Below are 18,254 nucleotides of genomic sequence, written 5' to 3' on the forward strand. Positions count from 1 at the left end.
TTCAGGGCCCCTGGGAGCCACCCGGGGCCCGGCGCAGCCAAGACCTGAAGACTGGCCTGACCAGAAGACTTGGGCACACCGCCGCATATCGGCGGAGCGCCCCGACATACGCAAGCCCCTGTGCGGCGCCCGCCCCTGAAGCGCGGCGCCCGGGGGCATGAACGGGAGAACCGCCCGGATGCTCGATATCAACGACCAGAACGAACCGAACGATCAGAACAACCCGCAGGGCGCCGAGTCAGGCGCGGCCGCGGAGGGTTCGGCACCGAAGGCGGCTCCGCGCCGCCGCCGTGCGGCCAGCCGTCCGGCCGGCCCGCCGCAGGCCGAGGGTGACGCCTCGGGCACGCCCGTCGAGGGCGCTGCCGACTCTGCCGCCGAGGCTCCCGCCCCGGCCAAGCGCGTCCGCCGGACCCGCAAGAAGGCCGAGCCCGAGCTCGCTGCCGAGACCCCGGCCACCGAGACCCCGGCCACAGAGACGCAGGCCGAGCTGCCTTCCGAGGCACCCGCCGAGGCTCCTGCTGCGGCGGAGCCGGTGAAGCGGGCCCGGCGTACCCGCAAGAAGGCCGAGCCGGTGCAGACCGAGATCGCCGTCCCCGAGCAGCCCGCCCCGGTGGCTGTCGCGGCACCGGCCGTCGAGGAGCCGCTGGTCGAGGAGGAGCCTGAGGAGGGCCCTGCTCCCGCCCCTGCCCCCGTGGCCGCCGCCCCCGCCGCCGAGGAGGCCGCCGCGCCGCGCTCCCGCCGTCGGGCCGTCCGTCCTTCCACCGCGGTCTTCCAGGCTCCGGTGTTCCAGGAGCCCGCCGAGATCGTGGTTCCCGCGCGTCCCGCCGTGCCGGCGGCCGCCTTCACCCAGCCGACCGCGCCGGCCCCCGACGTCGCCGACCGCGGCGAGCCCGCCGAGGACCCGCGTCGCCGCAACCGCCGCCGCGCCACCGCGCCGACCGCCGCGCCGGTCGTCGAGAGCGCCCCGGCGGAGACCGAGGCCGCCGACGAGGACACCACCGGGCGCCGTGCGTCCCGGCGGACCTCGGCCGCGGGCACCTCCGCCCGGGCTTCGGCGCCTGCCGCGCCGACCGCGCCCGCCGTCTTCCAGCAGTCCTCCGGCCGAGCTCCGCTGCCCGCGGCCGACCGGCCCGAGCGGGCCGTCGAGCGCGCGGAGGACACCTTCGAGCCGGTCGAGGACGACTCGCCCGCCGCCCGTCGCCGCAACCGCCGCCGCGCGGTGTCCCAGGCACCGACCTTCGAGGCGCCGCAGCCCCGCTTCGTCGAGGAGGCCGAGACCTCGGCCGAGCCGGAGGAGCTGGACGAGGAAACCACCGAAGCGCCGGACTCGTTCGCCGCCGACGAGGAGGGCCGTCCCTCGCGCCGCCGCCGCCGGGGCGGCCGTCGCCGCCGCCGCGGCGAGGGCGACGACTACGACGCCCCGGCCGCCGAGCAGCAGACCGGCCAGGTGGACGAGGAGCAGGACGAGGAGGACGAGGAGGAGGACCTGAGCGAGGCCCTCTCCGCGTCCAGCCGTCGCCGCCGTCGCCGTCGCCGCCGCAGCGGCGAGGGAGGCCCGGCCGAGGTCGAGGCCGTGAGCAACGGCGACGACCCCGAGCGCACCGTGGTCAAGGTCCGCGAGCCGCGCCGCCGTACCGCCGCCGCTGCCTCCGTCGTCGCCGACGCGCCGTTCGACCCGGACGAGGTGCAGTCCATCAAGGGCTCGACCCGTCTGGAGGCGAAGAAGCAGCGCCGCCGCGAGGGCCGCGAGCAGGGCCGCCGCCGGGTGCCGATCATCACCGAGGCCGAGTTCCTGGCGCGCCGCGAGGCCGTCGAGCGGGTCATGGTGGTCCGTCAGCTGGGCGAGCGCACCCAGATCGGGGTGCTCGAGGACAACGTGCTCGTCGAGCACTACGTCAACAAGGAGCAGGCCACTTCCTACGTCGGCAACGTGTACCTGGGCAAGGTGCAGAACGTGCTGCCGTCGATGGAGGCCGCGTTCATCGACATCGGCAAGGGCCGCAACGCCGTGCTCTACGCCGGTGAGGTCAACTTCGGCGCGCTGGGCGTCAAGGGCGGCCCGCGCCGGATCGAGTCGGTGCTGAAGTCCGGCCAGTCCGTGCTGGTGCAGGTCTCCAAGGACCCGATCGGTCACAAGGGCGCCCGGCTGACCAGCCAGATCTCGCTGCCCGGCCGCTACCTGGTGTACGTGCCCGAGGGCTCGATGACCGGGATCAGCCGCAAGCTGCCGGACACCGAGCGGGCCCGCCTCAAGAACATCCTCAAGAAGATCGTCCCCGACGACGCGGGCGTCATCGTGCGCACCGCCGCCGAGGGCGCGTCCGAGGAGGAGCTGACCCGCGACGTCCAGCGGCTGCAGCAGCAGTGGGAGGACATCCAGAAGAAGGTCAGCAGCGGCAACGCGCCGACCCTCCTCTACGGCGAGCCGGACATGACCGTCCGGGTCGTCCGCGACATCTTCAACGAGGACTTCACCAAGGTCATCGTGTCCGGCGACACGGCCTGGGAGACCATCCACGAGTACGTGGCCGGCGTCGCCCCGGACCTGGTGCCCCGGCTGTCGCGGTGGACCTCGGAGGTGGACGTCTTCGCGGCGTACCGCATCGACGAGCAGCTGATGAAGGCGCTGGACCGCAAGGTCTGGCTGCCCAGCGGCGGTTCCCTGGTGATCGACAAGACCGAGGCGATGATCGTCGTCGACGTCAACACCGGGAAGTTCACCGGCCAGGGCGGCAACCTCGAGGAGACGGTCACCCGCAACAACATCGAGGCGGCCGAGGAGATCGTCCGCCAGCTGCGGCTGCGCGACCTCGGCGGCATCATCGTGATCGACTTCATCGACATGGTGCTGGAGTCCAACCGCGACCTGGTGCTGCGCCGCCTGCTGGAGTGCCTGGGCCGGGACCGGACCAAGCACCAGGTGGCGGAGGTCACCTCGCTGGGCCTGGTGCAGATGACCCGCAAGCGGGTCGGCCAGGGGCTGCTGGAGTCCTTCTCGGAGACCTGCGTGCACTGCAACGGTCGCGGCGTCATCGTCCACATGGAGCAGGCTCCGCCCGTGCCCAAGGGCTTCACCGGCCCGATGCACCTGGAGGGCGCGGAAGCGCACGAGGTGTCGGCGGAGCAGGGCGCGCCGTCCGGGTCCGAGAGCGGTGGCAGCAAGCGCCGCCGTCGCGGTCGCGGCGGGGACGCGGCCGCGGAGGCGCAGGCGCACGACCGCGACGCGAACCTCAACGAGATCGCTCAGGAGCTTGTCACCCACGGTCTGACCGCCGAGGACGTCGACGACCTGGAGATCGTCACCTCCGGGGCCGAGTTGGAGGCGGAGCCGGTGGCCGAAGCCGCTGCCGCGATCGCCGCAGTCCCGCCCGCCCCGCTGGACACGGCGGTACAGGCGGAGGCCGAGGAACTCGCCGAGGCGATGATCGAGTCGTCCGCTCGTCCGGCGCGTACCCGTCGTCGCGCGGTGCGCAAGGCCACCTCGCCGGCCGGTCCGCCGGCGGCGCAGGAGGCGGCCGTCGTGGTCGTGCCGACACGCGCCGCGGAGGAGCCCATGGCCGAGGTGGTCGAGTCGGTCGAGGTGGCCGAGGTGGCCGAGGTGGTCGAGTCGGTCGAGCCCGAGGTCGGGATCGTGGCTGCGGCCGAGCCGGTGGCAGAGGCCGAGGTTGAGGTCGTCACGGAGGTTGAGGCCCCGGCCGAGGCCGAGGTTGAGCCGCTCGAGGAGGCTCCGGCCCCGCGCAAGCGGGCTCCGCGCAAGGCCGCCGCCAAGAAGGCCCCGGCGGAGAAGGCTCCGGCCAAGAAGGCCGCCGCGAAGAAGACGGCGACCAAGAAGGCGGCGGTCAAGAAGACCGCCACCAAGCGGGCAGCCAAGAAGGCGCCGTCCGGGGACGTCCCGGACGCCCCCGCCGCCGAATAGCACTACAGCAGTACACGCAGCCCGCCCCTCCGGTTCGATCGGAGCGGGCGGGCTGCGTCGTCCGGGAATGCGTCCCACCTGGGCTGGTTTGACCCGCAGGCCATGGATCCGTAGCCTTGACCCTCGGCGTGCTTTGCATTTCGGCACCGTCACGCCCCGCTCCTGAGCAACCACCTGCCGAGCTTCGCGCCCGGCAGAGGCCCCCTGCCGTTCCGCTGTGGGGAGGCTGGCATCAGGGGCTCCGACCGAGTGATGAGAGTGGGTTCGCGGTGTACGCGATCGTGCGTAGCGGCGGCAGGCAGCACAAGGTTGCTGTCGGCGATGTGTTTGAGTCCGACAAGGTTGACGCCAAGGTCGGCGAGACCGTTGAGCTTTCGACGATCCTGATCGTCGACGGTGACTCGGTCACCAGTGACCCCTGGGTCCTGGCGGGTGTGAAGGTTCGTGCCGAGGTGGTTGACCACCACAAGGGCGACAAGATCAACATCATGAAGTACAAGAACAAGACCGGTTACCGCAAGCGCATGGGCCACCGTCAGCGCCACACCGCGCTTCGCGTGACCAGCATCGACACGGCGAAGTAAGGGGCAAGGGGAGATGGCTCACAAGAAGGGCGCAAGCTCTACCCGTAACGGCCGCGACTCGAACGCTCAGCGCCTCGGCGTGAAGCGCTTCGGCGGCCAGAAGGTCAACGCCGGCGAGATCCTGGTCCGCCAGCGCGGCACCCACTTCCACCCGGGTTCCGGCGTCGGCCGTGGTGGCGACGACACCCTGTTCGCGCTCAACGCCGGTGCGGTCGAGTTCGGTACTCACCGCGGCCGCCGCGTCGTGAACATCGTCCCGGTCGCCTGATCCGCTCGATTCCGAGCAGGGCTCACCGCAGGACACCGCAGGGCACGCATGACGTGTAATACCTGACACCCAGGGTGGATCGGAACATTCCGGTCCACCCTCGGTGTTTGCAGACAGACACCCGCATCACAGACACCCAGTTGCTTATCGAGAGGCATTGTCACCATGACCACCTTCGTGGACCGCGTCGAGCTGCATGTCGCCGCGGGTAACGGAGGCCATGGCTGCGCCTCCGTTCACCGGGAGAAGTTCAAGCCGCTCGGCGGTCCCGACGGCGGCAGCGGCGGGCGCGGCGGCGACGTGCTGCTGGTCGTGGACCCGCAGGTCACCACCCTGATCGACTACCACCACTCGCCGCACCGCAGCGCCGGCAACGGCAAGCCGGGCGCGGGCGACCACCGTACCGGCGGAGAGGGCGGCGACCTGATCCTCCCCGTCCCCGACGGCACCGTCGTCCTGGACAAGCAGGGCAAGGTCATCGCCGACCTGGTCGGCAACGGCACCAGCTTCGTCGTCGCCGCAGGCGGCCGCGGCGGCCTCGGCAACGCCGCGCTGGCGTCCGCCCGCCGCAAGGCCCCGGGCTTCGCGCTGCTCGGCGAGCCCGGCGACAGCCTCGACATCGTGCTCGAACTCAAGTCCGTCGCCGACGTCGCCCTGGTGGGCTACCCCAGCGCCGGCAAGTCCTCGCTGATCTCGGTGCTCTCCGCAGCCAAGCCGAAGATCGCGGACTACCCCTTCACCACCCTCATCCCCAACCTGGGCGTGGTCACCGCCGGCGAGAGCGTCTACACCATCGCCGACGTGCCCGGCCTCATCCCCGGCGCCAGCCAGGGCAAGGGCCTCGGCCTGGAGTTCCTGCGCCACGTCGAGCGCTGCTCGGTGCTGGTCCACGTGCTCGACTGCGCCACCCTGGAGCCCGGCCGTGACCCGCTCTCCGACCTGGAGATGATCGAGGCCGAACTCGCCGAGTACGGCGGCCTTGACGACCGGCCCCGGCTGGTCGCCCTCAACAAGATCGACGTGCCGGACGGCCAGGACCTCGCCGACATCACCCGCGCCTCCCTGGAGGAGCTCGGCTACGAGGTCTTCGAGGTCTCCGCGGCCTCCCACAAGGGCCTGCGCGAGCTCAGCTTCGCCCTTGCCCGGATCGTCGCCGCGGCCCGCGCCGCGAAGCCGGTCGAGGTGGCCGCCCGCGTGGTGCTGCGTCCGGTCGCGGTGGACGACGCCGGCTTCACCGTCACCTACGACGAGAAGGAAGACCTGTACCGCATCCTCGGCAGCAAGCCGGAGCGCTGGATCAAGCAGACCGACTTCTCCAACGACGAGGCCGTGGGCTACCTCGCCGACCGTCTCGCCCGTCTCGGCGCCGAGGTCGCGCTCGGCAAGGCCGGCGCCAAGGAGGGCGACACCGTCGTCATCGGCAGCACCGAGGACGCCGTCGTCTTCGACTGGGAGCCGAGCATGGCCGCGGGCGCCGAGATGCTCGGCCGACGTGGCGAGGACCACCGCCTGGAGAGCCCGCGCGACGCCGTGACCCGCCGCCGCGAGCGCGAGCAGATCCGGGACGACGCCGCAGCGGAGTACGCCAGCTTCAATCCGATGCCGCGCCGGGAGATCGAGCCCGTCGACTCGGACGAGGACATCTGAGCATGTCCTCGCACCACCCCCTGCCCAAGGCCGAGCTGCACCTGCACATCGAGGGCACCCTCGAACCCGAGCTGGCCTTCGCCCTGGCCGAGCGCAACGGCATCGACCTGCCGTACGCCACGCCCGACGAGTTGCGCAGCGCCTACGCCTTCAGCGACCTGCAGTCCTTCCTGGACCTGTACTACCGGCTGACGGCGGTGCTGCGCACCGAGCAGGACTTCGCCGATCTGGCCGAGGCGTACCTGGAGCGCGCCGCCGCGCATGGGGTACGGCACGCGGAGATCTTCTTCGACCCGCAGGCGCACACCGCCCGCGGCGTCGACATCGGCACCGTGGTCCGAGGGCTGTCGCAGGCCCTGGACCGCAGCGAGGAGCGCCACGGCATCTCCACGCAGCTGATCCTCAGCTTCCTGCGGGACCTGCCGGCCGAGGACGCGCTGAAGACCCTCGTCGAGGCCGAGCCCTACCTGCACCGCATCTCGGCGGTCGGCCTGGACTCCGCCGAGGTGGGCCACCCGCCCGCCAAGTTCACCCAGGTGTACGCGGCGGCCAAGGCGGCCGGTCTGCGTCTGGTCGCGCACGCGGGGGAGGAGGGCCCGCCCTCCTACATCAGCGAGGCGCTCGACCTGCTCGGCGTGGAGCGGATCGACCACGGCATCCGCTGCCTGGAGGACCCGGAGCTGGTCGCGAGGCTGGTGGCGGAGCAGATCCCGCTCACCGTCTGCCCCCTCTCCAACGTCCGGCTGCGCTGTGTGGACCGCCTCGAGGAGCACCCGCTCCCGGCCATGCTGGAGGCCGGCCTGCTGGTCACCGTCAACTCGGACGACCCCTCGTACTTCGGCGGCTACGTCGAGGACAACTACCAGGGACTCCAGCGGGCACTCGGCCTGACGGACGATCAGCTGCGGCTGCTGGCCCGCAACTCCTTCCTGGCCGCGTTCGTCGACGACGAGCGCAGGGCGGAACTGCTGGCCGAGCTCGACGCCCCGTCCCGATCCTCAATACTCGGATGAGTCGCGCTGTCCGCTTCGCGTACATTGCAGAGCGGTAGAAGGCGATCATCTCTGGCTCGGGAGCGACGGCGTGACAGGCACCCTGCGGGAAGACGTGCTGCAAGCGCGGCGCATCGTCGTCAAGGTGGGGTCGTCGTCGCTGACCACGGCCTCCGGCGGCCTCGACGCCGACCGGGTGGACGCGCTGGTGGACGTGCTCGCGAAGACGCGGACCCGCAACGAAGGAGCGCCGAACACCGAGATCGTGCTGGTCTCCTCCGGGGCCATCGCGGCCGGGCTGGCGCCTCTGGGGCTGGACAGCCGGCCGAGGGACCTGGCCCGGCAGCAGGCGGCGGCGAGCGTCGGCCAGGGCCTGCTGGTCGCCCGGTACACCGCCTCCTTCGCCCGCTACGGGCTGCGGGTCGGGCAGGTGCTGCTCACCGCGGAGGACGCCAGTCGGCGGGCGCACTACCGCAACGCCTACCGCACGCTGGAGCAGCTGCTGGTGATGGGGGCGGTGCCGGTCGTCAACGAGAACGACACGGTCGCCACCGCCGAGATCAAGTTCGGCGACAACGACCGCCTGGCCGCGATCGTCGCCCACCTGGTCCGGGCCGACCTGTTGGTGCTGCTCTCGGACGTGGACGGACTGTACGACGGCGACCCGAGCAAGCCAGGCAGCAACCGCATCGTGGAGGTGCGCGGTCCTGAGGACCTGGCCGGGATCGAGATCGGCAGCGCGGGCAAGGCCGGGGTCGGCACCGGCGGCATGGTGACCAAGGTGGACGCGGCCCGGATCGCCACCGGCGCGGGCATCCCGGTGATCCTCACCGCCGCCCGGCACGCGGCCGACGCCCTGGCCGGCCGCGAGACCGGCACCTTGTTCCACCGGACCGGTCGCCGCTCGGCCGACCGGCTGCTGTGGCTGGAGCACGCGAGCGCCCCGCGCGGAGCGGTCCGGCTGGACGCGGGCGCGGTCCGGGCCGTGGTCGAACGGCGTACGTCGCTGCTTGCCGCAGGAGTCACCGGAGTTGAGGGCGAGTTCGCCGCCGGCGATCCGGTGGACCTTCTTGACGAAAACGGCAACATCGTCGCCCGGGGGCTGGTCAACTTTGATGTGAGGGAGCTTCCCCGGCTGCTGGGGCGGTCGACGCGGGAACTGGCACGGGAGCTTGGCCCCGCGTACGAGCGTGAGGTGGTGCACCGCGACGACCTGGTGGTGCTCCCCTCGGCGCTGGGCACTGCCTGACGGCGATGTTCCCGAGCTGGGCGGGTCCGGACCGGTCGCCGGGGGGCGCGGGGCGGCTCTGCCTGCAGTGACATGACCGACTGAGATCACCGACAGGAGGCCGCCGGTGGGACGCAGACGCCAAGGGGCGCGACCCGTGGGTTCGGTGGATCCCGTGCTCACCAGCATCGAAGGGGGCGCGTCGCGAGTCGTGCGCGCCACCCGGACGCCTCCGGACGCCCCTGCCTCGGCCTTCGGCTCGGCAGCTTCCGCTTCCGCCGAGGAGGACGGGGGCCGCACCCGTCTCTGGCATGTGGTGCTGAGCGTGGCGGGCCGGGCCACGCCGCTGACCGAACTCAAGCGCGGACTCGAACAGCTGGCTCACGACCATACGCCCTTCCTGACCGCCCGCTATGCGGCCGACCACGGCGAGATCCGCTACTGGGAGCAGGCCGAGGACCTCCACGACGCGGCGGCGATGGCGCTGCGGCTCTGGGGCGAGCACAAGGCCAGCGCGAATCTGCCGCCGTGGGAGATCGTCGGCCTGGAGGTGGTGGACCGTCCCACCTATCACAAGCGGATCGCCGAGGGGTACGGCGAGTCGCCCGCCTTCCTGGGCGGAGTCCACCCGTACTAGGGTCTGTCCGGTCGATCTTCGCGGGCGCCCACCGCCGCAGGGACACCATGCGGCTCCGCCGCGTGACGGCACCTCGCCGCGTTGCACCGCCCTGGTAGCGCCGCTACGAAGGGTGCTCCGCCGCCTTGCGAGGCACCGCAGCAGACAGCGTTGCGCCCCGCGGCGGAGCCGCTGATGCCCGCTCGCGACTGTCGGCCGGACCGGCCCTGGCGCGTGGCCGCCTCCGGTGGATCTCACTCCACGGAAGGGTCGGCCTGCGTTCCTCGTCCGAAGGCTAGGCTTGCCGCCATGAGCAGCTGCCCCGACCCCGCGTCCCCGGTGAACGACGCCCCGTTGACTGCGTTCCCGTCACCGGACCTGCCCTCCCCGCTGCCGCAGTCGCCCGTGCTGCAGGCCGCCTACCGGGCCAAGGCCGCAGCCGCCGAGCTCGCGCCGCTGCCGCGCACGCCCAAGGACGAGGCGCTGCTCGCCATCGCCGACGCGCTCGTGGTCCGCACCCGCGAGATCATCGAGGCAAACGCCGAGGACGTGGAGCGGGCCCGTGAGGCGGGCACCAGCGAGTCGGTGATCGACCGGCTGACACTCAACCGGGAGCGCGTCGCCGCGATCGCCGCAGACGTGCGGCACGTCGCGGGGCTGCCCGACCCGGTGGGCGAGATCGTCCGGGGGTCCACTCTCCCCAACGGTCTCGACCTGCGCCAGGTACGGGTACCGCTGGGCGTGGTCGGGATCATCTACGAGGCCAGGCCCAATGTCACCGTCGACGCGGCGGCGCTCTGCCTGAAGTCCGGAAACGCGGTGCTGCTGCGCGGCTCGTCCTCCGCGTACGCGTCCAACCGGAAGTTGGTGGAGGTGCTGCGCGACGCCGTCGGTGGCGCGGGGCTGCCCGCCGACTGCATCCAACTGGTGCCGGGGGAGAGCCGTGAGTCCGTGCAGGAGCTGATGCGGGCCCGGGGCATGGTGGACGTGCTGATCCCGCGCGGGGGTGCGTCGCTGATCCGTACCGTCGTCGAGCAGTCGACCGTGCCGGTCATCGAGACCGGAACCGGGAACTGCCACGTCTACGTGGACGCGCAGACCGACCTGGCGATGGCGGTGGAGATCCTGATCAACTCCAAGGCGTCGCGGCCCAGCGTCTGCAACGCGGCGGAGACGCTGCTGGTGCACCGGGATGTCGCGGACGCGTTCCTGCCGCTGGCGCTGGACGCCCTGGCCGCCGCCGGCGTGACCGTGCACGGCGACGAGCGGGTGCTCGCCTACGCGGACGACTCCAAGGCCACGGTGGTCCCGGCGACGGTCGAGGACTGGGAGACCGAGTACCTGTCCTACGACATCGCGGCCGGGGTCGTCGACTCGCTGGAGGCGGCGGTGGCGCACATCCGGCTGTGGTCGTCCGGGCACACCGAGGCGATCGTGACGACCTCTCAGGCCGCCGCCCGCCGGTTCACCCAGTTGGTGGATGCCGCGACGGTCGCGGTGAACGCCTCGACCCGGTTCACCGACGGCGGCCAGTTCGGCTTCGGCGCGGAGATCGGCATCTCCACCCAGAAGCTGCACGCGCGCGGCCCGATGGGGCTGCCCGAGCTGACCTCCACCAAGTACATCGTCACCGGTGACGGGCACCTGCGCGGCTGACGACCCAGGGAGCGCGGTCGCTCCCCGGGTCGTCAGACGGACCGGGCCGCCGCCGGGAACCACAGACAAGTCGTGGGCACGGCGCTAGGCTCTTCTTCCAGAGGTGTGACCCGACCTGGGGGGTCCCGTGAATCCCGATGGCTTCGACGCAAGCGCTGGTGCCGGTGAGCCCAGCGCCGACGAACCCGACACCGGCGGTCCAGAGGACCTGCACGGCTCGTCGGACGACACCGACGGCTCGGCCGTCTTCGACGTCTTCGAGGGTCTGGTCCTCGACGAGGCGTTCGTCCTCGCCGCGCTGATACACGAGCCCTCGGCGGAGGAACGCCTGCTGGCCCTACGGGCGGGCGCGCGGCGGCGCGGCCGCGCCAGTCTGAGCGGTTCCGGGTCCCAGGCGGCTCGGACCGGCTCGCCGAGGCAGGCCGGGTACGGGAGCGGCTCCTTCGACGGGCGTCGTGGACGGCACCAGGCTGTCCCCGGACGCTGGCAGCGCGTCGTCGCCCGGGTGATGCTGGTGGTGATCGGGGTGCTCGCGATCCTGGTGGCCGCCGCTGCGGTCTACCGGGGCGCCGCGCCGGGGCACCAGCCCCTGCAGCGGCCGAGCACGGGCACCGGCGGCAGCACCGCGGCGTCCGCGGCCGCGGTGTCCGCACAGGCCGGAGTCGCACAGGCCGGATCTGTACAGGCCGGATCCGTACGAACGGTGACTGCCGGACATTGAGTGAGCAATATCTCAACGCGCTCTGATTTCCTGGGCGTTATGTCCCATATGTCGCCAGGAGAGTGATGAGTTCCGCCGTCGCGGAGCGCTCGCGGGGCCGCTCATCCAGGACAAGGTCAAATCGGGGGCAGAACTTGACCCCTGAGGGCTCTTCACTCTCCGCAGGGCGACTTACCCTTGAGTCATGGGTGGCCGGGCAGAGCCCCCGGAGGGCGCGCCCGAGGGCGGTTCCGGGGGCGAGGACGAGTTCCGATCCGTCGTGTTCGACGAGTCGTTCGTCAGAGCTGCTCGGATCCAGGAGCTCTCGGCCCGGGAGCGGATGACCGCGGGAACCCGACCGATCCGGCGGCGCGGGCTGCGCGCTGGTGGCCTGCCCCGGCAGGCGCTCGCGCTGATGCTGCTGATCGCCCTGGCCTTCTCCGCAGCTGTCTACCTGGGGACCAAGCATCCTTACCCGCAGGCGGGGGGAAGCGCGGCCGAGCTCAGCATCACGGTGATCCCGCTGCAGCCGGGAGCCGCCGGGATCCCCACCGGGGCGGTGCCCTCCGCCTCGGTCGGTTCCTCCCCGGCCGGCTCGCCCGCGACCGGAAGCGGAACCCCCTCGGCCTCGGCGTCCACCGGTGCGTCGGGGTCTGCCGGCGCGAGTTCCTCGGCCTCGCCCTCGGCGTCCGCCTCCGTCTCGCCCGGGTCCTTCTCCGGGAGCCCGCTCCAGGACTACCCGGTGGGCACCGCGGGGCTGCTGCTGCCGAACCCGGGCCACACCGCGCACTTCAGCCGGGAGCAGGTCCTGCAGGCGCTGACGATGGTCCAGAAGTACCTGGAGGCGTCCTCGCTCAACGCCGACGTGCTGATGGGCGGCCAGGCCGACTCGGTGCGCGGCCTGCTGGCGCCGGGCCAGTACGGCCAGTTCGACCAGAGCCTGTCCGCCCCCGAGGACGACCGCCGGCACGAGGCGACAGGGTGGCTGGTCCGCTTCAATCCGAAGCAGGTGCGACTCGCGCCGGGCCAGCAGATCCGGGCCCTCGGCAAGATCACCTATCGTGAGCTGGACTCCGGCGCGCTGGAGCTGGTCAGTGACCACACCTTCGTCTACGCGCTGACCCCGGCAGCGCCGACGCAGGCGCCCGGATCATCGGCGGCGGGGTCACCGGCGCCCGGATCGCCGGCGGCGGGGTCACTGACGTCGGGTTCCGCCTCCGCGACCCCGCAGGCCGGGGCGAGTACGGCGGCGGCAGCCCCCCAGCAGCCCGTCGTGCTGTTCTCGGTGCGCCGCGAGATCCGCTACCTGATCACTCCGGCGGACCTGGGCGCCGGCCGGCTGGAGCTCTCCGACTCGGTGGTCCAGGCGGGTCCGATGGCCTGCGACGGCGACGTCAGCCGGTTCCTCCAGCCGATCTTCCCGCAGCCCGCCGCGGCTCCCGCTACCTCCGTGAAGCCCAGCACCGGCAGCCGGACCGGCGCCGCGGCGGCGAGCCCGGCACCGGTGCCCGGGCCCAGCATCGACCCCTTCGACCGCACCCGCCCGGCCTGGGCGGTCTGCGGGGTGCTGAGCGGGCCGACGCTCTGAGGGGAGTCTCCCTCGTGGCGTCGGCCCGTCCATGCGCGTGATGCGTCGTCAGCCCTGTGCCGGGCCGGACTCGGCCGGGGGCTCCTCGGCGCCGCGGGGCTCGGTGCTCCGCCCGGCGAAGACGTCCCGCAGCTTGCCGCCGATGTCGCCGGCGCCGCCCGCGACATCGCGGATCAGACCCATCAGCGGGTCCTTGGTGTCCTTGAAGGACTGCGCGTAGGAGTCCGCCGCCGCCTTGACCTGGTCGCCGACCGAGGCGTCGCCGTCCTGCTGCCGGCGCGGGTAGGCCCCGGCCATGATGGAGCTGTACTCGTCGCTCTCAGCCCACTTCTTGAGCTTCTGCACGCGCACGGCCACGAACGGGTGGGTCTGCGGCAGCAGCTGCAGCAGCTTTATCACACCGTCCCGGAGGTCCCCGGCGCGGTCGTACTCCTCGGCCTGCTCCAGGAACGCGTCGGTGTTCATCTCGTGCAGGTGGTGACCGCCGGCCAGCTTCATCAGGCCGCGCATCGACGCCTGCAGATCCTGGCCGACCAGCAGCCCGGCCCGGTCACAGGAGATCTCCGACTTGCGGAACCATTCCTTGAGCGCGGTGATGATGCCCAGGATGGCGATGTTGCCGAGCGGGATCCAGGCGATCTTGCTGGCGAGGTTGGTGAGGATGAGCAGCATGGTCCGGTACACGGCGTGCCCGGACATCGCGTGTGCGACCTCGTGACCGATGACGGCCCGCATCTCCTCCTCGTCGAGCAGCTCGACCAGCGAGGTCGTCACCACGATCACCGGGGCGTCCATGCCGATACACATGGCGTTGGGCATCGGGTCCTGGGTGACGTAGAGCGGCGGGACCTTCTCCAGGTCCAGGATGTACGCGGCGTCGCGCACCATGTCGTGCAGATGCGCGAACTGGCGCTCGGAGCTGCGCACGGCCGAGGCCAGGAACATCAGCCGCACGGCACGCTCGGAGACCAGGCCGCCGAGCTTCTTGAGGATGTCGTCGAAGCCGCTCAGCTTGCGGAGCGCGACCAACGCGGAGCGGTCCGCGGGGTGCTCCCAGGCCCGGGTGGAGATGCCGGGGAAGCGCTTGCGGTTGCGGCTCGGCACGCTGCTGTCGGTAGGTTGGGTCATCTGGCTGCTTCCTCCCGGTCGACGACGGGCCCCGGCTCGCGTGCCGTCCCCCGCCATCCTGTCGTTTGTCGTCCCTGACTGCTGCCGCTCGTCCCCAATGCGCCTTGCTTGTCACACTACGCCGGGACCACGACAACCCACCGTCGATCCCGCCGACTCCTCATGCGCGCGCCCGGTCTAACCTGAGTTGTCCGGCCGTTCCTCTGAGGAGTCCCACCCCATGCGTACCACCACCGCTCTGCAGCAGCTCGCCGCCATCTCCGACGGCAGTGGTCCGGGGATGTTCCTGCGGATCATCGTCATCGCCTCGGTCGTGGGCGTCGTCCTGCTGGCAGTCGTCCTGCTGCGCGGCTACCGCCAATAGCGGCTGCCGCCGATAAACGCACACGGAGTCAGACGCGTGGAGCCGCCGCGCGGTTGCCGGGGGCCTGGCCGTAGCATGAGCACGTTTAAGACCGACCGGCAAATGGAGGGTGGAGGAAGGAGCGGGTCGAGGGCCGAGTCCAGGCGGTGCCGACGAAGGAGCCATGGCGGAGCCCTGGCGACTGAGGAGAAGCCGTCTGGGCGAGAGCCATCGGCCCGCGACGCCGCCCTCCATTTGCCGGTCGGTCTAAGCCCGACCGGCAGTCGGGGGGCGAGAGCCATCGGCGCGCGACGCCCCCCCAACTGCCGGTCGGTCCAGGCCCCTACACGCCTCCTCACCAGAAGGTCCCGCCACCGATGAGCCTCCACGCCACCGCTCCGGCCCTCGCCCTGCTCGCCGAGGGCAACGACAACCACAGCAGCCTCAACCCGTTGTTCACCGGCGGTGGCGCGCTCCTGGTGCTGCTCGTCCTGCTCTTCCTGACGACGCGTTTCAACAAGGACCGCTAGGGACGAGCCTTCGGCAGCGTCCGCGAGGCTCCCGGACAGGCAGCGGACCTGTCCGGCCCGGGGCTCCGACATCCGTTCGTCTCCGGGCTCGCGTAGGGTGACTGCCCATGGGAGAGCAGGCTGAGCCCGGATACGGGCCGGTGAAGAAGCGCCTCGGCGTCATGGGCGGCACATTCGACCCCGTCCACCATGGACACCTGGTCGCCGCCAGCGAGGTCGCGAGCCAGTTCCACCTCGACGAGGTGATCTTCGTGCCGACGGGCGAGCCGTGGCAGAAGGGCGGCCGGCCGGTCTCCCCGGCCGAGGACCGCTATCTCATGACGGTCATCGCCACCGCGTCCAACCCGCAGTTCTCGGTGAGCCGGATCGACGTGGACCGCAAGGGCCCGACCTACACCACGGACACCCTGCGGGACCTCCGCGCCGAGCACGCCGACGCGGACCTCTTCTTCATCACCGGGGCGGACGCCCTCTCCCAGATCTTCTCCTGGCGCAACGCCGAGGAACTCTTTGACCTCGCGCACTTCATCGGAGTGACCCGTCCGGGGCACACTTTGACGGATCCCGGTCTGCCTGCGGGCGGTGTGTCCCTGGTGGAGGTGCCCGCGTTGGCCATCTCCTCCTCCGACTGCCGACTGCGGGTCGCCCGGGGCGAGCCGGTCTGGTACCTGGTTCCGGACGGAGTGGTGCGCTACATCGACAAGCGCAGGCTCTATCTGGAGCCGCAGGCCGGACACAGCAAGGGACCAGGGATAGGGGCGGCGTGACCGGAACCGCAGATCGCAGGGGACCGGGGGGAGAAGCGTGGCCTCAGGAGCCACAGCAGCAGCAGGACGAGTGGGGGCAGCCGCCGGCCGCCCCGTACGGGGGCGTGCCGCAGCAGTACAGCTATGAGCAGTACCCGCAGGAGCAGGTGTACGACACCGGTCAGTACACAGTCCCGGCCCCCGGTTACGACAGCTACGGCTACGACCCCTACGGGCAGCCGCAGCCGCAGCAGTACCCGGAGCCGGGCTACCAGTACCCGTACGCCCCGCAGCAGCCGCACCCGCAGCAGCAACCGCAGGCCTACCCGGCCCAGGACTTCCAGGGCTACGACACCGGCCAGTACACCGCGCAGCAGCCCCCCGCTCCGTTCCCGACCCAGGCTCCGCCCCCGCGAGCCGCCTCCGCGCGGCCGGCCCCGCCGTCCCGAGGCCCCGCGCCCAGCCCGGCCCCCGGTGCGCCGGGCTACGGCACCGAGGAGTTCACCTTCGTCGACGACGCGGAGGAGTCCGAGGACGTCATCGACTGGCTGAAGTTCAGCGAGACCCGCGGCGAGCGGCGCGACGAGCGCCGCAGAAAGCTCCGCAGCCGGGGCATCGCCCTCGCGGTCGTACTGGTCCTGCTCCTGGTCGGCGGCGCGGGCTACCTCTGGGCCAAGGGAAGCCTGTTCGGAGCCACCAGTGCCGCCGTCGCCGTGTCCACCAAGCGCCAGGTCATCGCGATCCACCTGCACGACCTCAACAAGAACGTCTACACCGCGCTGCTGGTCTCCGACCCCGGCACGGGCAAGGGCAGCACGCTGCTGCTTCCCGGCACCCTCGGTGTGCCCACGAACGGCGGCGGCGCCACGGTGACCCTCAGCTCATCCGTGGACGCCCAGGGCAACGCCGCCACTCGCGACGGGCTCAACACCGTGCTCGGCACCGACGTGACTGCGACCTGGGGCCTCTACACCTCCTTCCTGCAGGTGCTGGTGGACCAGTTGGGCGGGATCACCGTGGACGCCGATACGACGATCATGCAGAACGGCAAGGCCCTGGTCAGCCAGGGCAAGGGCCTCCTCACCGGAGCCGCCGCCATCGCCTACGCCACGTACCAGGCCAAGGGTGAGAACTCCGGCGCCCAGCTGGCCCGCTTCGGGCAGGTGCTCCAGGGCCTGATCCGGGCGCTGCCCCAGGACCCGGCCAGTGCCGCGACGGACATCACCAGGATGGGCGCGGTGCCCGACCCCTCGCTGCCCGACGCCACGCTGGGCGGGCTGCTCGCGACCCTGTCCAAGGACGCGGTCGGCGGCAACTACGCCACCCAGACCCTCGCCGTGAAACCGGACGGCACGCTCGGGAGCGGCGCCGGGGACATGGTCAAGCAGCTGCTCGGCGGAACCGTGAGCAGCAAGGGCGGCGCGACGGTCGCCCGGGTGGGTCTGACCGACGCCACCGGCACCACCAACAAGATCAACCTCGCCGACGCGGCCGTGCTCAACGGCGGCTTCACGCTCGTCCCCGGCATGCCCAAGTCGGGGTCCACCCAGAGCACCACGACGATCGGCTACACCGACGACGCCCGCGCCCCCGACGCCAAGCAGCTGGCCCAGGATCTGGGACTGCCGTCGACCGTGGTGAGGAAGGTCACGATCACGCAGACGGTGGACCTGTTGGTCGTCCTGGGCAAGGACTACAAGGGTTGACCGGCGGATTTCCCGCCGCTCAGGGATAGCGTCGGACACAGCCCGCTCCGGGCGGGAAACAACGCCGGAGCGGGCTGTCGGCCGTCCATGAGATCCTGGAGGGTACCTGTGTCCCCGAACCGAAAGCATCCTGTGACCGCGACTGACCGGGCCGTAGCACTTGTCACCACTGCCGCCCAGGCGGCAGCAGACAAGCTGGCCCACAACATCATTGCCTTTGACGTCAGCGACGTCCTCGCCATCACCGACGCCTTCGTGTTGGCCTCCGCCCCGAACGACCGCCAGGTGAAGGCCATCGCCGACGGCATCGAGGAGGAGCTCGCGAAGCAGCTCCAGGCCAAGCCGGTGCGCCGCGAGGGCGAGCGCGAGGGCCGCTGGATCCTGCTGGACTACCTCGACATCGTGGTCCACGTCCAGCACTCCGAGGAGCGCTCCTACTACGGCCTGGAGCGGCTGTGGAAGGACTGCCCCGAGATCGGCCTGCCCGAGGACGCCGTCGCCAGCCGCAACCGCGGCGAGGACGAGGAGTACGTCCGCGAGCCCAACGAGTTCGACCACGTGGAGGCCGTGCTGCAGGCCGAGGCTGATCGGAGCATGCGCTGAACG

Annotated in this window: 16 protein-coding genes; 15 read left to right on the forward strand and 1 reads right to left on the reverse strand. The window is 71.6% G+C overall.

Going from position 1 to position 18,254, the window contains the following annotated elements:
• Positions 1-157: 157 nt before the first annotated feature.
• The 10 genes from ABIA33_RS26525 (at position 158) to ABIA33_RS26570 (ending at position 13,195) form a co-directional block, all read left to right on the forward strand.
• Entirely contained in the window at positions 158-3,916 is a 3,759-nt protein-coding gene (locus tag ABIA33_RS26525) for a ribonuclease E/G (protein ID WP_370085049.1), read from the forward strand.
• A gap of 269 nt (positions 3,917-4,185) precedes the next feature.
• The gene (gene rplU, locus ABIA33_RS26530; protein WP_370085050.1) at positions 4,186-4,500 is read left to right on the forward strand and encodes a 50S ribosomal protein L21; all 315 of its coding nucleotides are present in this window, start codon (positions 4,186-4,188) and stop codon (positions 4,498-4,500) included.
• Between the two features lie 13 nt (positions 4,501-4,513).
• Complete coding sequence (rpmA, locus tag ABIA33_RS26535) at positions 4,514-4,768, forward strand: 50S ribosomal protein L27 (protein ID WP_030250668.1); 255 nt, start codon at positions 4,514-4,516, stop codon at positions 4,766-4,768.
• Positions 4,769-4,933: 165 nt separating this feature from the next.
• Positions 4,934-6,415, forward strand: coding sequence for a GTPase ObgE (gene obgE / locus ABIA33_RS26540; protein ID WP_370085053.1), 1,482 nt, complete (start codon positions 4,934-4,936; stop codon positions 6,413-6,415).
• Positions 6,416-6,417: 2 nt separating this feature from the next.
• On the forward strand, positions 6,418-7,428 hold the full coding sequence (locus tag ABIA33_RS26545) for an adenosine deaminase (protein WP_370085054.1): 1,011 nt from the start codon (positions 6,418-6,420) through the stop codon (positions 7,426-7,428).
• A 94-nt stretch (positions 7,429-7,522) separates the two neighbouring features.
• Complete coding sequence (proB, locus tag ABIA33_RS26550; RefSeq protein ID WP_370085100.1) at positions 7,523-8,656, forward strand: glutamate 5-kinase; 1,134 nt, start codon at positions 7,523-7,525, stop codon at positions 8,654-8,656.
• A gap of 106 nt (positions 8,657-8,762) precedes the next feature.
• On the forward strand, positions 8,763-9,272 hold the full coding sequence (locus ABIA33_RS26555; protein WP_370085055.1) for a hypothetical protein: 510 nt from the start codon (positions 8,763-8,765) through the stop codon (positions 9,270-9,272).
• Between the two features lie 288 nt (positions 9,273-9,560).
• Positions 9,561-10,907, forward strand: coding sequence for a glutamate-5-semialdehyde dehydrogenase (locus ABIA33_RS26560; protein ID WP_370085056.1), 1,347 nt, complete (start codon positions 9,561-9,563; stop codon positions 10,905-10,907).
• Positions 10,908-11,034: 127 nt separating this feature from the next.
• Positions 11,035-11,628 (forward strand): hypothetical protein, encoded by a 594-nt coding sequence (locus ABIA33_RS26565; protein ID WP_370085057.1) that lies wholly within the window; start codon positions 11,035-11,037, stop codon positions 11,626-11,628.
• 184 nt (positions 11,629-11,812) lie between these two features.
• The gene (locus tag ABIA33_RS26570; RefSeq protein WP_370085059.1) at positions 11,813-13,195 is read left to right on the forward strand and encodes a hypothetical protein; all 1,383 of its coding nucleotides are present in this window, start codon (positions 11,813-11,815) and stop codon (positions 13,193-13,195) included.
• Between the two features lie 48 nt (positions 13,196-13,243).
• On the opposite strand, the gene ABIA33_RS26575 is transcribed toward ABIA33_RS26570, so the two are convergent.
• The gene (locus ABIA33_RS26575) at positions 13,244-14,323 is read right to left on the reverse strand and encodes a M48 family metallopeptidase (RefSeq protein ID WP_370085060.1); all 1,080 of its coding nucleotides are present in this window, start codon (positions 14,321-14,323) and stop codon (positions 13,244-13,246) included.
• Between the two features lie 220 nt (positions 14,324-14,543).
• Here ABIA33_RS26575 and ABIA33_RS26580 point away from each other — a divergent pair, with 220 nt between their 5' ends.
• The 5 genes from ABIA33_RS26580 (at position 14,544) to rsfS (ending at position 18,251) form a co-directional block, all read left to right on the forward strand.
• The gene (locus ABIA33_RS26580) at positions 14,544-14,687 is read left to right on the forward strand and encodes a hypothetical protein (protein ID WP_370085061.1); all 144 of its coding nucleotides are present in this window, start codon (positions 14,544-14,546) and stop codon (positions 14,685-14,687) included.
• A gap of 356 nt (positions 14,688-15,043) precedes the next feature.
• Positions 15,044-15,196 carry a hypothetical protein gene (locus ABIA33_RS26585; RefSeq protein WP_370085063.1) on the forward strand — a complete coding sequence of 51 codons (153 nt, stop codon included), beginning with the start codon at positions 15,044-15,046 and terminating at the stop codon, positions 15,194-15,196.
• A 107-nt stretch (positions 15,197-15,303) separates the two neighbouring features.
• Positions 15,304-15,963 (forward strand): nicotinate-nucleotide adenylyltransferase, encoded by a 660-nt coding sequence (gene nadD, locus ABIA33_RS26590; RefSeq protein WP_370085065.1) that lies wholly within the window; start codon positions 15,304-15,306, stop codon positions 15,961-15,963.
• Entirely contained in the window at positions 15,960-17,648 is a 1,689-nt protein-coding gene (locus tag ABIA33_RS26595; protein WP_370085066.1) for a LytR C-terminal domain-containing protein, read from the forward strand. Before nadD ends, ABIA33_RS26595 begins: the two co-directional genes overlap by 4 nt.
• A gap of 132 nt (positions 17,649-17,780) precedes the next feature.
• Complete coding sequence (gene rsfS, locus ABIA33_RS26600; RefSeq protein WP_370085067.1) at positions 17,781-18,251, forward strand: ribosome silencing factor; 471 nt, start codon at positions 17,781-17,783, stop codon at positions 18,249-18,251.
• Positions 18,252-18,254: the final 3 nt, after the last annotated feature.

It is taken from the genome of Streptacidiphilus sp. MAP12-16, from assembly GCF_041262165.1.
In the GTDB taxonomy this organism is placed as follows: domain Bacteria; phylum Actinomycetota; class Actinomycetes; order Streptomycetales; family Streptomycetaceae; genus Streptacidiphilus.

Bases quoted from the DNA above. Each gene is read 5' to 3' on its own strand.
- ABIA33_RS26525 (WP_370085049.1), top strand. From the start codon at position 158: ATGAACGGGAGAACCGCCCGGATGCTCGATATCAACGACCAGAACGAA.
- rpmA (WP_030250668.1), top strand. From the start codon at position 4,514: ATGGCTCACAAGAAGGGCGCAAGCTCTACCCGTAACGGCCGCGACTCG.
- obgE (WP_370085053.1), top strand. From the start codon at position 4,934: ATGACCACCTTCGTGGACCGCGTCGAGCTGCATGTCGCCGCGGGTAAC.
- ABIA33_RS26545 (WP_370085054.1), top strand. From the start codon at position 6,418: ATGTCCTCGCACCACCCCCTGCCCAAGGCCGAGCTGCACCTGCACATC.
- ABIA33_RS26560 (WP_370085056.1), top strand. From the start codon at position 9,561: ATGAGCAGCTGCCCCGACCCCGCGTCCCCGGTGAACGACGCCCCGTTG.
- ABIA33_RS26570 (WP_370085059.1), top strand. From the start codon at position 11,813: ATGGGTGGCCGGGCAGAGCCCCCGGAGGGCGCGCCCGAGGGCGGTTCC.
- ABIA33_RS26575 (WP_370085060.1), bottom strand. From the start codon at position 14,323: ATGACCCAACCTACCGACAGCAGCGTGCCGAGCCGCAACCGCAAGCGC.
- ABIA33_RS26580 (WP_370085061.1), top strand. From the start codon at position 14,544: ATGCGTACCACCACCGCTCTGCAGCAGCTCGCCGCCATCTCCGACGGC.
- ABIA33_RS26585 (WP_370085063.1), top strand. From the start codon at position 15,044: ATGAGCCTCCACGCCACCGCTCCGGCCCTCGCCCTGCTCGCCGAGGGC.
- nadD (WP_370085065.1), top strand. From the start codon at position 15,304: ATGGGAGAGCAGGCTGAGCCCGGATACGGGCCGGTGAAGAAGCGCCTC.